A 13195-nucleotide genomic window follows, 5' to 3' on the forward strand; every position below is an offset into this window, starting at 1 on the left:
TAATTTGATGTTGTTTTGATTAATTGAAAACAAATATGTATAATATTTTCTAAGAAGTAACAATTATTATACAAACATCCGTTTTACACGATGAAATTCATTTCGAGCGGTTTTATTGTTTGATAAATCCGCTCGAAAGTAAATTTAAGAGCCTATTTGGCTTCCGAATAAAATATTTTTAATTGTAATTGATTGTCTGCAGGAACGGCTTGATTTGTTCCGTAAATAATAGTACCTCTTGGCGACAAAATTGATGCTCTAGGCACCGCGGTAACTTCGTCTTGACTTTCTAGAATTTCAGCAGTATCTGTATAATTTACGTTGTTAGATAAAACCAAACCAAGTTTTGTAGGTGTTTCATCTTTTATAGAATCGGTATGTAGAATATTTGTTAAATACTCGGTAAGACGTATTTTAAATTTTCCATCGGAATCTCTTTGACCTAAACTGATAATATTAGAATTTAGAGGATCTGCCGTGTTTTTAGTTTGATCGATTGTGTAATCTATTGTTGTTGAGTTGTCTTCAATATTGTATGCGTAAATGCGATCGTATTTATGAAAATCTTCCGAGCCATCTGTTGGTAAGTTGTCTTTTTCGGTAAGAATTAATTGCGCTTCATTTATTAATTTTTTTAGAAGAAACCTTTGAGTAAGCGGGTTTTTCACATAATTACCATCATCATCAGTCTGTCTGTAGGTTTGTTTAAAACAGTCAATGGCGTCCATATCAACAATGCCATCGCCATCGCAATCCACTTTTCCGCTAAACAATTCTACTACAGCCATAGAACCTTCAGTACCTTTTAAGTGCAGTTCTTCGTCGCCTAAAACCTTGTCGCCATTTGCTAGAGGAATGGTATATTCGTTAACATAAGTGTTTAAAATATTTAGGTTTCCAGAAAAATTAAGCACATAGTTGCCTTGTGTTCTAGAATTTTCTTCTCCAGAGGTGTAATAAATGGTTATGTTCGAATTTGTAGAACTTAAGTTTAACAAAATCATATTTCCATCGGCAGAATTTGCTTCAGCTTTAAAATATAGGCCTCTAAAATAATTTTTAAAATTGTTGGCATTACTTAAAACAGGATCATCTTGTTTGTCGATAATGGTTGCTTTCCAATAATCGTTGTCTAATAGTTCTCTAAATGCAGGGGTAGAAGTAGTAGAAACAGCCTCATCATCTTCTCCAACAGTAGTAACAATGGGGCTATTGCTTGGAACAAAATCATCGTCTTCAAAGATTGGCGTATTAACATCTACAATATGGTCATCAAAACGGATTACAGATGTGCCGTTAAGGGCTGTATTTACTGTGCTACTTCCGTTAGAAAAGTAGTTTTGCACAGTGCCATCGGTATTATTTGGGTCGTAATCTCTTAAAAAGTAATCACTTCTGTAAACGGTAAGCTTTATAGAAGCATCGGTATTTCCAAATAATGAATCTAATCGATATACAGGGTTGCTGTCGGTGTCATATTCAACAAGTGTGTTGTAATAAGGAATCGTAAATACAACGCTATCAACTACAGGGCTTTCACCAAAATTAGGATTATATGTGTTAGGTACAATTTGCGCAACAATACTTGCTTTTGTTAAACCATAAGCAGGATCTTTATAAACGCCCAATAAATTGTTTACAGACGTTGCCGCGGCGGTTGAACCTAATCTATTTATTTGTAAAGAATCTAACTTTTTATTGTATGCTAGTACAGGGAAAAGCGAGTCGTTTGTTTTGAAATTTGCATTTTCATCTCCAAGAACATCACTATCTAATACATTGTAATCTTTATCGCAGGCAATGAAAACACAAACAAAAAGAATACAAATAATAGGAAATTTGAGGGTTTTAAAAGTCTTTTTCATATGTTATTAATGAAGTCGTATGTTTAGCTTAAAACGCTATTATTGAAAAATGTTGTGTAAGCTTCGCCAAATTCATCTTTAGGTTTGTAATCTAAAACAGGTTTGTTTGATGCTTTTAAATAGGCGTCTAAATCGTCAGGAATGGTTTCCGATCCAACAATTAAAGCATCCGAATAATCGATAGCTACTTTCATTAAGTTGGTATACGTTGGTTCTTCAAGCGATTTTATAGCTTCTTCATCAATGTTATCAAACTTAATTTTGTTTACCATTTCTTCGTTTAACGTACCGCTAAAGCTTTGGTTGTAAACAGATGTTACAATTTTACTTTCGCTAAATAAAGGTTCGTCTTTATAATATTCTTTAAAGTAAAGTGGTAATAATGAGGCTAACCAACCATGTACATGGATAATATCTGGCGCCCAATTTAATTTCTTTACGGTTTCAATAACGCCTTTTGCAAAGAAAATAGCGCGCTCATCGTTGTCTGGAAATAATTTTCCGGCTTCATCGGTTAAGGTTGCTTTTCTTTTAAAATATTCGTCGTTATCAATAAAATAAACTTGAATACGTTCTTTTGGGATTGATGCTACCTTAATAATTAAAGGCATATCTAAATCATTAATAACTAAATTTATCCCAGATAGACGTATAACTTCGTGTAATTGGTGCCTGCGTTCATTTATATTGCCATACCTAGGCATGAATATTCTAATTTGTCCGCCTTGTTGATTTACCAATCGTGGTGCTTCAAACGACATAGAAGAAATTTCGGTTTCAGGTAGATAGGGCACTACTTCAGATGATACATATAATATCCTCTTATCTTTCATATATTAGTTTTTGTTGACTTTATTGATGTTCTAAATAAAATAGAAATACCTGTTTCACTTTTTATATGAAACAGAATAAACCCACTTTATATAGCTATTGCTTTTTGCTAATGAAAATAAAAAACATGCAAAAATACAAAATTTTATGCAGATTGGTTGTAAAATCTTAAGTTTGCACGCGTTAATTTTATATTAAACAGTGGAAGTTTACTCAGAAAAACAACAAATTACAGCAACTCTTAAGGCTTTAAGAGCTGAAAATAAAACCATAGGTTTGGTGCCTACGATGGGTGCGTTGCACGAAGGGCATTTACAATTAGTAAAAACAGCTTTGTTAGAAAATGACAATGTGGTGGTTAGCATTTTTGTAAACCCAACACAATTTGATAATAAAGAAGACTTGGAAAAGTATCCAAGAACTTTTGAAAACGATATGGCGCTTTTAAAAGATATTAGCGAAACCCGTATTTTAATTTATGCGCCAACGGTTGAAGACATGTATGAAGGCGACCTAAAATCTCAAAAATTTGATTTTGATGGTTTAGAGTTTGAGATGGAAGGCAAATTTAGAGCAGGACATTTTGACGGTGTTGGTACTATTGTGAAGCGTTTTTTCGAGATTATACAGCCAAATAATGCTTATTTTGGAGAGAAAGATTTTCAGCAATTAGCGATTATTAAAAAAATGGTTGAAAAACATGATATTCCTGTAAATATTGTGCCTTGCGCCATTTTCCGGGAAACTAGTGGTTTAGCTATGAGCTCTAGAAATGTGAGATTAAAGCCAGAATACCAAAAAGCAGCACCGTTTATTTATGAAACTTTAACAACTGCCAAAATTAAATTTGGCACAGAAAGTGCTAATGATGTTACGCAATGGGTTGAAAAACAGTTTTCTAGTCAAAAATTATTGAAGTTGGAATACTTTATAATTGCAGATTCAGAAACATTAAAAACCGTTGAAAATAAAGTAAAATCAAAAAAATACAGAGCATTTATTGCGGTTTATGCCGATGATATCAGACTTATAGACAATATCGCTCTAAATTAATTATCTTTGCCACATGCAAATTCAAGTAGTAAAATCTAAGATTCATAGAGTTAAATGCACGGGTGCAGAACTTAACTATATTGGTAGTATAACCATTGACGAAGACTTAATGGATGCCGCTAATGTTATTCAAGGTGAAAAAGTTCAGATTGTGAATAACGATAATGGCGAACGTTTAGAAACCTATTGTATTCCTGGACCTCGTAATTCGGGGGAAATCACTTTAAATGGGGCAGCGGCTCGAAAAGTTTCTGTAGGCGATACCTTAATATTAATCACTTACGGAATTATGGATATTGAGGAAGCTAAAGGTTTTAAACCAGCATTAGTTTTTCCAGATGAAGCAACAAACTTGTTAAAATAAACCTTGAACCAGAAAACAAAAAATCTACTAAAGATCACGCTCCCACTATTGTTGGGAGTTTTTTTAATCTGGTATTCGCTTTCTAAAGTTTCGGTAGCCCAATTATTGGTGTATGCTAAAAATGCCGATTATACATGGATTGCTTTTGGTATGTTTTTAGGCTTACTAAGTCATTTGTCGCGGGCTTACCGTTGGCGATTTCAGTTAGATCCTATGGGTTATCAAGTGAAATTTGGAAATAGTGTAATGGCTATTTTCTCGGCTTATTTAATAAATTACACTATCCCCAGAGCTGGCGAAGTAGCGCGCGCATCTATCTTAACGAATTACGAAAAAGTACCCTTTGAAAAAGGTTTCGGAACCATTGTTGCCGAGCGTATTGCCGATATGGTGGTTATGTTGGGTATTATTGCAGTTACACTTTTTCTTCAGTTTGATTTTATTTACGGCTTTTTAATTCAGAAATTTAATCCAACAAAAATTATTGTTGCGCTTGCAGTTGCTATCCTGCTTTTTATGTTGGTTATGTACTTTATCAAAAAGAGTTCATCTAAAATTGCTTTAAAAATTAGAGGTTTTCTTAGCGGATTAATTGAAGGTGTTCTGGTTATTTTTAAAATGAAAAATAAGTGGGCTTACATTTTTCATACCCTTTTTATATGGGCTATGTATGTTTTAATGTTCTATGTAACCTCTTTTTCTATTGAAGAATTACACGGCATTTCGGCAGGAGCCATATTAATCGGGTTTATTTCGGCTAGTTTTAGTATTGCGGCAACAAATGGTGGTATTGGGTCTTATCCTTTGGCTGTTTATGCGGCATTTTCAATTTTCGGAATTCCAGAAGAACCTAGCATAGCCTACGGATGGATTATGTGGGCTTCACAAACACTAGTCATTATTCTTTGTGGTGGTTTATCTTTGATTTATTTGCCAATTTTCAATCGAAAAAAAGTAAAATAGCGCTTTTATTCAGGTTTGAAGCTTCTTAAACTTTGCTTTTAAACTCTGCGTATATTTACTATCTTGCCATACAAATCTAAAACCAAATACTTAAGATGAAACACCTACTTTTTGTTTTATTGTTTAGCATATCACTAGTTTATAGCAACGCCCAAGTGAAGCGTGAAATCTTTCAGTCTACAAAATTAGACCAAGATCGTGAGATAAAAATTCATTTACCACAAGGTTACAATAAGGACAATAAAACCTATCCGTTAATTTTGGTTTTAGACGCCGATTATATGTTTGATGCTGTTGCTGGAAACGTTGATTATTTTTCCTATTGGGAAGACATGCCGCCTGCAGTTGTTGTAGGGGTAAACCAATTGAATAAACGCTATGACGATTGCATGTACTCCGAACAAAACTCGTTACCTATTGATTCTGGAGCTGCTTTTTACGAATTTCTTGGTTTGGAGTTAATTCCGCACATAGAAAAAAAGTATAGAACAGGGATTTTTAAAGCCATTATTGGTCATGGTGAATCGGCTAATTTTGTGAATTATTATTTGTTAAAACCTAATCCTCTGTTCCAATCATATGTGTCGATTAGTCCAGATTTAGCGCCAAATATGTTAGAGTATCTTCCTGAAGCATTGCGTAATGTGCAGTCGAAAACCTATTATTATTTAGCAAACACAAATAACGATTCTGAAACTATAAAAATGATGACCGATGCACTTAACACAGATATTTCGGGCATAGAAAACGATAAGTTGGTGTATACCTTTAATAGTTTTGAAGGGCCTTCGCATTATTCGGTACCAACTAGCGCGATTCCTGTGGCTTTAGAGAACATGTTCAGAATATATCAGCCAATAACGGTTAAAGAATATAAAGAGGTTGTTTTAGAATTAGAGATGTCTCCAGTACTTTATCTTCAAGAAAAATATCAAGCCATTAAAGATATTTATGGGATTGAAAAACCTGTTTTAATTAATGATTTTAAAGCGATTGCTGCAGCCATCGAAAAAAAGGAGACTTTCGAATATTATGAAGAATTGGGCAAAATGGCACGAGATGCTTTCCCGGAAACCCTTTTAGGTGGCTATTATTACGGACGCTTTTATGAAGAAACAGGCGAGCCAAAACGCGCTATGAAAACCTATCAATCGGCTTATACTTTAAGTGAAATTGCTGGAATTACAAAAGACGAAGTGCTTACTAGAGCCGAATCTATTAAGGCAGATTTTGGCTATTAAACGGGATTTATCTCAAAGCAGTTCGACATATCTCTATGTATAAATTAAAAATTCAATACCTGTAATGGCAAAAGTTAAAACCACATTTTTTTGTCAGAATTGCGGAACACAATTTGCCAAATGGCAGGGGCAATGTACAGCTTGTAAAGAATGGAATACCATTGTTGAAGAGCTGGTTCAAAAGCCTGAAAAAAGCGATTGGAAAACACCAACATCGCCAACAAAACGGGCTTCGGTTCCTTTGTTAATAAATGAAATTGACACCACAAAAGAAGCACGGTTAGATACATTTGATGGTGAATTAAATCGTGTATTGGGTGGTGGAATTGTACCGGGATCTTTAACTTTATTAGGGGGCGAGCCAGGAATTGGAAAAAGCACACTGTTGCTTCAAGTCTCTTTAAGTTTGCCTTATAAAACGCTTTATGTTTCTGGAGAGGAAAGTCAGAAACAAATAAAAATGCGTGCCGAACGTATTAATCCTAATAACAGCAATTGTTATATTTTAACTGAAACAAAAACTCAAAATATCTTCAAACAGATTGAAGCTTTAGAGCCAGATATTGTGATTATCGATTCTATTCAAACGCTGCATAGCGATTATATCGAATCGTCTTCAGGAAGTATTTCACAAATAAAAGAATGCACTACCGAGCTGATTAAATTTGCAAAAGAAACGTCGACACCTGTTTTATTAATTGGTCATATTACAAAGGATGGACACATTGCGGGGCCAAAAATTTTAGAACACATGGTGGATACGGTTTTGCAATTTGAAGGCGATCGAAATCATGTATTTAGAATTCTAAGAGCAAATAAAAACCGTTTTGGTTCTACAAACGAGTTAGGGATTTACGAAATGCAGGGTTCTGGACTTCGGGAAGTTTCTAATCCTTCAGAAATATTAATCTCTAAAAAAGACGAAGAATTATCGGGGAATGCGATTGCTGCAACTTTAGAGGGCATGCGTCCTTTAATGATTGAAGTGCAAGCCTTGGTAAGTACTGCAGTTTATGGAACGCCGCAGCGTAGTGCTACAGGATTTAACTCGAAACGTTTAAACATGTTGTTGGCTGTTTTAGAAAAACGCGCTGGCTTTCGTTTGGGCGCAAAAGATGTGTTTCTAAATATAACGGGAGGAATTACTGTGGACGATCCTGCAATCGATTTGGCGGTTGTTGCTTCTATTTTATCTTCAAACGAAGATGTTTTTATCCCTAAAGATTTTTGTTTTGCTGCCGAAGTTGGGCTTTCAGGAGAAATTCGACCGGTGCAACGTGTGGAACAGCGTATTTTAGAAGCTGAAAAGTTAGGATTTGCTACCATATTTGTATCAAAATACAATAAAATTTCTCTTAAAAACACCGCCATCAGAATTCAATTAATTTCAAAAATTGAAGATTTGGTCGATTTTATTGTTTAAATCAGCTTTAAAATTTAAAAATAAGTCATAAATAAATATTAAAACCGATTATTTTCAATCGGTTTTTTTAGCGATTAGCCCTTCTGTTTTCTTAGAATTCCTTAAATTCGCGAACTTATTAGAATCGCATGAAAATGAACGCTAAATTTCCTGAATATAAAGGTCTTAACTTACCAAATGTAGCAACCGAAATACTACAGTATTGGAAAGAAAACAACATCTTTGAGAAAAGTGTAACCACAAGAGAGGGTAAAGAACCGTATGTATTTTTTGAAGGGCCACCTTCAGCAAACGGACTTCCTGGTGTGCACCACGTTTTAGCGCGTGCTATTAAAGATATTTTTCCGCGTTATAAAACCATGAAAGGCTACCAAGTAAAGCGTAAAGCGGGTTGGGATACCCATGGTTTACCTATAGAATTAGGTGTAGAAAAAGAATTAGGCATTACAAAAGAAGATATTGGTAAGTCAATTTCTGTTGAAGATTATAACGCAGCGTGTAGAAAAGCCGTTATGCGTTATACCGATGTTTGGAATGATTTAACTGAAAAAATGGGCTATTGGGTAGATATGGACGATCCATACATTACTTACGAGCCTAAATACATGGAGTCTGTTTGGTGGCTTTTAAAAGAAATATACACCAAAAAATTAATGTATAAAGGCTATACCATTCAGCCGTATTCGCCAAAAGCAGGAACTGGTTTAAGCTCACACGAGGTTAATCAACCAGGAGCGTATCAGGATGTTACAGATACCACTATTGTTGCACAGTTTAAAAGCCCCCTAACCCCCAAAGGGGGAACGGAAAACTCAATTGCTAAGGCGTTTGAGTTCTCCCCTCCTATGGAGGGGTCGGGGGAGGCTTACTTCCTAGCATGGACGACAACGCCTTGGACGCTTCCAAGTAACACGGCATTAACTGTTGGGCCGAAAATAGAATATGTATTAGTTGAAACTTATAATCAATACACTTTTGAGCCTATAAAAGTGGTTTTAGCTAAGAAATTACTGAGTTATCAATTTTCAGGGAAATTCAAATTAGTTGAAGAAGCTTCTGAAATTTCAGCATATAAAGAAGGCGATAAAAAAATCCCATATAGAGTTATTGGCGAATGTATTGGAAAAGATTTAGTAGGCATTAAGTACGAGCAGTTATTGCCGTATGCCTTACCAAACGATAATCCTGAAAATGCATTTCGTGTGATTTCTGGAGATTTTGTGACCACCGAAGACGGTACAGGAATTGTACACACGGCGCCTACTTTTGGAGCCGACGATGCTTTAGTTGCCAAACAAGCTACGCCAGAAGTGCCACCAATGTTAGTGAAAGATGAGCATGGAAACTTGGTGCCTTTGGTTGATTTACAAGGAAAATTTAGACCAGAAATGGCTGAATTTGCTGGTAAATACGTTAAAAACGAGTATTATGATGAGGGGCAAGAACCAGAACGTTCTGTCGATGTAGAGATTGCTATTAAATTAAAAGAAGAAAACAAGGCCTTTAAGGTTGAGAAATACAAACACAACTATCCGCATTGTTGGCGAACAGATAAGCCTATCCTTTATTACCCATTAGATTCTTGGTTTATTAAAATAACCGATGTTAAAGGGCGTATGCACGAACTGAATACAAGCATTAACTGGAAGCCAAAAGCAACCGGAACAGGGCGTTTTGGTAATTGGTTAGCAAACGCAAACGATTGGAATTTATCACGTTCACGTTATTGGGGAATCCCATTACCAATTTGGAGATCTGAAGATGGTAAAGAAGAAATCTGTATCGGTTCTGTTGAAGAACTTAAAGCTGAAATGAGCAAAGCAGTTTCAGCAGGATTTTTAGCTAAAGATATTTTTGAAGATTTTGAAGTAGGAAACAATTCCGAAGAAAACTACGCGAAAATAGATTTACATAAAAATATCGTTGACGACATTGTATTGGTTTCTCCTTCCGGACAAAAAATGTTCCGCGAAAGCGATTTAATCGATGTGTGGTTCGATTCAGGTTCTATGCCTTATGCACAATGGCATTACCCGTTTGAAAACAAGGAGCTAATTGACGATAATAAGTCGTTCCCTGCCGATTTTATTGCTGAAGGTGTCGATCAAACACGTGGTTGGTTTTACACGCTTCATGCGATTGGAACCATGGTTTTCGATTCTGTAGCTTATAAAAACGTGGTTTCTAACGGGTTGGTGTTAGATAAAAACGGACAAAAAATGTCGAAGCGTTTAGGAAACGCTGTCGATCCTTTTGATACTTTAGGTGATTATGGTGCCGATGCGACACGTTGGTACATGATTTCGAACGCAAATCCTTGGGACAATTTAAAATTTGATTTAGAAGGTATTGAAGAGGTAAAACGTAAATTTTTCGGAACGCTTTATAACACCTATTCATTCTTCAGTTTATATACCAATTTAGACAAATTTAGTTACGCTGAAGCGGATGTGTCTTTGGAAGAACGACCAGAATTAGACCGTTGGATTCTTTCAGAATTACATACTTTAATTAAAAAAGTAGATGCTTTTTATGCCGATTACGAGCCTACAAGAGCAGCACGCGCTATTTCAGATTTCACTCAAGATTATTTGAGTAACTGGTATGTGCGTTTAAGTAGAAGACGTTTCTGGAAAGGCGATTACGAGCAAGATAAAATTTCGGCTTACCAAACACTTTATACCTGTATGGAAACTATAGCGAAATTGGCCGCGCCTATTGCGCCGTTCTTTATGGATAAATTGTATTTAGATTTAAATTCGGTATCTAATAAAGAACAGTTTGAAAGTGTGCATTTAGCTAATTTCCCTGTTTGTGATGAAGCTTTTATCGATAAATCTTTAGAACGTAAAATGGAAAGTGCTCAAACCATTTCTTCATTAGTATTGTCGTTAAGAGCTAAGGAGAAAATTAAAGTACGTCAGCCGCTTCAAAAAATCATGATTCCTGTGGATTCTAAGCAGCAAAAAGAAGAGATTCAAGCCGTTTCAGAGTTGATAAAACACGAGGTGAATATTAAAGAGATTGAGCTTTTAAGTGATGCTTCCGATATTCTTGTAAAACAAATAAAGCCTAATTTTAAAGCGCTTGGTCCTCGCTTCGGAAAGGATATGAAAGCCATTGCAGGAATAGTAATTAACTTTACAGCAGAAGATATTAACAAAATTGAACAAAATGGTAGTTTAGAGGTTAATGTTAATGGAAAAAATATTACATTAGAACGCTCAGACGTTGAGATTACATCCCAAGATATCGAAGGATGGTTGGTTGCAAATGAAGGTGCTTTAACCGTAGCTTTAGATGTAACTATTTCAGATGAATTACGTAAAGAAGGAATTGCTAGAGAGTTAATTAATCGCATTCAAAATTTACGTAAGGACTCAGGTTTTGAAGTCACCGATCGTATTGATGTAAGGCTTCAAAACGACGAGCAAGTTGTAAAAGCTGTTGAAGCTAATATGGCTTATATAAAATCGGAAACCTTAACCAATGAACTTGAAATAATTGATAATCTAGATAATGGTATAGAAATTGCGTTTGATGATGTAAATACCAAATTGTCTATTCAAAAAAACTGAAATTATGGCAGATAATGTAAGATATTCGGATGCAGAATTAGCGGAATTTAAAGCGTTAATCACTGATAAAATTAATAAAGCGAAACACGATTTAGAGCTTATTAAAAGTGCGTATATGAACGACCTTAATAATGGGACGGAAGATACTTCGCCTACATTTAAAGCTTTTGATGAAGGTAGTGCTGTAATGAGTAAAGAGTCAAATTCTCAATTGGCTATTCGTCAAGAGAAGTTTATTCGCGATTTAAAAAATGCGCTTATCCGTATTGAAAATAAAACCTACGGAATTTGCCGTGTTACAGGAAAACTAATCAATAAAAAACGATTAGAAATTGTGCCTCATGCGACCTTAAGTATTGAAGCCAAAAATATGCAACAATAAGCTGCTAGAAAGCAGGATTGAATATTTACACACCTAGGTGCTTAATATTAAGTTATATATTTGAAACGTCTCAACAACATTGGGGCGTTTTTTTAATTTGAAACGCATTGTTTTTAAATCGTAAAGCAACCATGTCGCTTAAAAAGTCTATTTTTCTTATTCTTATCATTTTACTAATCGATCAAATTAGTAAAATATATATTAAAACACATTTCGCATTGCATGAAAGTGTCGATGTTTTTAGTTGGTTTAAAATCTATTTTATTGAAAATGACGGCATGGCTTGGGGGACAAAAATTAGCGATTTTACCTCTTTAATTTCCGATCGTACCGCTAAAGTGTCCTTAACTTTATTTCGTGTTATTGCTATTTTCGGAATAGGTTATTGGTTGTATGATGCCACTAAAAAGCAAAGTTCGAAAATATTAATTATCGCCATCGCTTTAATTTTTGCTGGAGCTTTAGGGAATATTATCGATTCGGTTTTTTATGGTGTTTTGTTTAACGATAGTTACAGCCAAGTCGCATCGTTTTTGCCTGCTGAAGGTGGCTATGATGGCTTATTACACGGTCGCGTGGTCGATATGTTATACTTTCCATTAATTGAAATGGATATGCCAGAATGGGTGCCCTTTTACGGTGGCAAACGCTTCAACTTTTTTGAGCCTGTTTTTAATGTTGCCGATGTTGCAATAAGCACTGGGTTTGTCATGCTTATTGTGTTTAATAAGCAAGCGTTTTCAAGAAATTAGAGAGCATTCAGTGTTTATTTTATATTTTTGTGTGTAAACTACGCATATGAATAAGCAATCTATAAAACTTTCCGTCGACGCCGTTGTATTTGGTTACGAAGCAGGTAAAATATCTGTATTACTTATAAAACGTAAGTTTGAACCTTTTAAAAACCATTGGGCAATACCAGGAGGTTTTGTTCTAAATGATGAATCTTTGGAGGAGGCGGTTGAAAGGGAGCTTCAAGAAGAAACAGGAATTACCATTAACTACCTTGAGCAATTATATACTTTTGGGGACCCAACACGAGATCCTCGAGGAAGAGTAGTGTCTATAGCTTACTTCGGTTTAGTGCGTCCAGATGCTTTTAAATTATTTGCCTCTACAGACGCTGCAGCAGTTGAGTGGTTTAATATTCACGAATTACCAAAACTTTCATTCGATCATGGTGCCATTCTTCAAAAGGCAATCCTTCGATTACAGGCCAAAATTACATACGAACCTATAGGATTTGAATTGCTCGATAATAAATTTCCATTTTCAGATTTAGAAAAACTTTACACAACGCTTCTCGGTCGCGATATTGACCGTCGTAATTTCAGAAAGAGAATATTAGGCTTAAATGTACTTGATGAATTAGATGAAAAGTTGTCTAAAGGTTCAGGGAGACCTGCTAGTTTATTTCAATTTAATCAAAAAAGATACTTTCAACTTAAAAAGGACGGTATTGTTTTCGAAATATAATCAACTAAAATACAGCTAC

11 protein-coding genes are annotated in these 13195 nt (G+C 35.1%); 9 read left to right on the top strand and 2 right to left on the bottom strand.

Going from position 1 to position 13195, the window contains the following annotated elements; translation table 11 throughout:
- Positions 1-152: 152 nt before the first annotated feature.
- Both H6X70_RS08620 and H6X70_RS08625 read right to left on the bottom strand, forming a co-directional pair.
- Positions 153-1865: a DUF4270 domain-containing protein gene (locus H6X70_RS08620; RefSeq protein ID WP_194767274.1), complete on the bottom strand. Its 1713-nt coding sequence runs from the start codon at positions 1863-1865 to the stop codon at positions 153-155.
- Between the two features lie 23 nt (positions 1866-1888).
- Complete coding sequence (locus tag H6X70_RS08625; protein ID WP_194767275.1) at positions 1889-2698, bottom strand: glycogen/starch synthase; 810 nt, start codon at positions 2696-2698, stop codon at positions 1889-1891.
- Between the two features lie 199 nt (positions 2699-2897).
- On the opposite strand from H6X70_RS08625, the gene panC reads away from it, so the two are divergent.
- From panC to H6X70_RS08670, 9 genes are all read left to right on the top strand, one after another.
- Entirely contained in the window at positions 2898-3749 is an 852-nt protein-coding gene (gene panC, locus H6X70_RS08630; protein ID WP_194767276.1) for a pantoate--beta-alanine ligase, read from the top strand.
- 13 nt (positions 3750-3762) lie between these two features.
- Positions 3763-4113 carry an aspartate 1-decarboxylase gene (gene panD, locus H6X70_RS08635; protein WP_194767277.1) on the top strand — a complete coding sequence of 117 codons (351 nt, stop codon included), beginning with the start codon at positions 3763-3765 and terminating at the stop codon, positions 4111-4113.
- Between the two features lie 3 nt (positions 4114-4116).
- Entirely contained in the window at positions 4117-5076 is a 960-nt protein-coding gene (locus H6X70_RS08640) for a YbhN family protein (protein ID WP_194767278.1), read from the top strand.
- Between the two features lie 95 nt (positions 5077-5171).
- On the top strand, positions 5172-6317 hold the full coding sequence (locus H6X70_RS08645; RefSeq protein WP_194767279.1) for an alpha/beta hydrolase: 1146 nt from the start codon (positions 5172-5174) through the stop codon (positions 6315-6317).
- Positions 6318-6381: 64 nt separating this feature from the next.
- The gene (gene radA / locus H6X70_RS08650) at positions 6382-7740 is read left to right on the top strand and encodes a DNA repair protein RadA (protein WP_194767280.1); all 1359 of its coding nucleotides are present in this window, start codon (positions 6382-6384) and stop codon (positions 7738-7740) included.
- Positions 7741-7874: 134 nt separating this feature from the next.
- Positions 7875-11318, top strand: coding sequence for an isoleucine--tRNA ligase (gene ileS, locus H6X70_RS08655; protein ID WP_194767281.1), 3444 nt, complete (start codon positions 7875-7877; stop codon positions 11316-11318).
- A 4-nt stretch (positions 11319-11322) separates the two neighbouring features.
- Positions 11323-11700, top strand: coding sequence for a TraR/DksA family transcriptional regulator (locus H6X70_RS08660; protein WP_194767282.1), 378 nt, complete (start codon positions 11323-11325; stop codon positions 11698-11700).
- A 131-nt stretch (positions 11701-11831) separates the two neighbouring features.
- A complete protein-coding gene (locus tag H6X70_RS08665; protein WP_194767283.1) occupies positions 11832-12452 on the top strand; it encodes a lipoprotein signal peptidase in 621 nt (206 codons plus the stop codon).
- Positions 12453-12498: 46 nt separating this feature from the next.
- A complete protein-coding gene (locus H6X70_RS08670; RefSeq protein ID WP_194767284.1) occupies positions 12499-13176 on the top strand; it encodes an NUDIX hydrolase in 678 nt (225 codons plus the stop codon).
- Positions 13177-13195: the final 19 nt, after the last annotated feature.

The organism is Tamlana sp. I1, from assembly GCF_015355625.1.
Lineage (GTDB): Bacteria > Bacteroidota > Bacteroidia > Flavobacteriales > Flavobacteriaceae > Pseudotamlana.

Bases quoted from the DNA above. Each gene is read 5' to 3' on its own strand.
- H6X70_RS08620 (WP_194767274.1), bottom strand. From the start codon at position 1,865: ATGAAAAAGACTTTTAAAACCCTCAAATTTCCTATTATTTGTATTCTT.
- H6X70_RS08625 (WP_194767275.1), bottom strand. From the start codon at position 2,698: ATGAAAGATAAGAGGATATTATATGTATCATCTGAAGTAGTGCCCTAT.
- panD (WP_194767277.1), top strand. From the start codon at position 3,763: ATGCAAATTCAAGTAGTAAAATCTAAGATTCATAGAGTTAAATGCACG.
- H6X70_RS08645 (WP_194767279.1), top strand. From the start codon at position 5,172: ATGAAACACCTACTTTTTGTTTTATTGTTTAGCATATCACTAGTTTAT.
- radA (WP_194767280.1), top strand. From the start codon at position 6,382: ATGGCAAAAGTTAAAACCACATTTTTTTGTCAGAATTGCGGAACACAA.
- ileS (WP_194767281.1), top strand. From the start codon at position 7,875: ATGAACGCTAAATTTCCTGAATATAAAGGTCTTAACTTACCAAATGTA.
- H6X70_RS08660 (WP_194767282.1), top strand. From the start codon at position 11,323: ATGGCAGATAATGTAAGATATTCGGATGCAGAATTAGCGGAATTTAAA.
- H6X70_RS08665 (WP_194767283.1), top strand. From the start codon at position 11,832: ATGTCGCTTAAAAAGTCTATTTTTCTTATTCTTATCATTTTACTAATC.
- H6X70_RS08670 (WP_194767284.1), top strand. From the start codon at position 12,499: ATGAATAAGCAATCTATAAAACTTTCCGTCGACGCCGTTGTATTTGGT.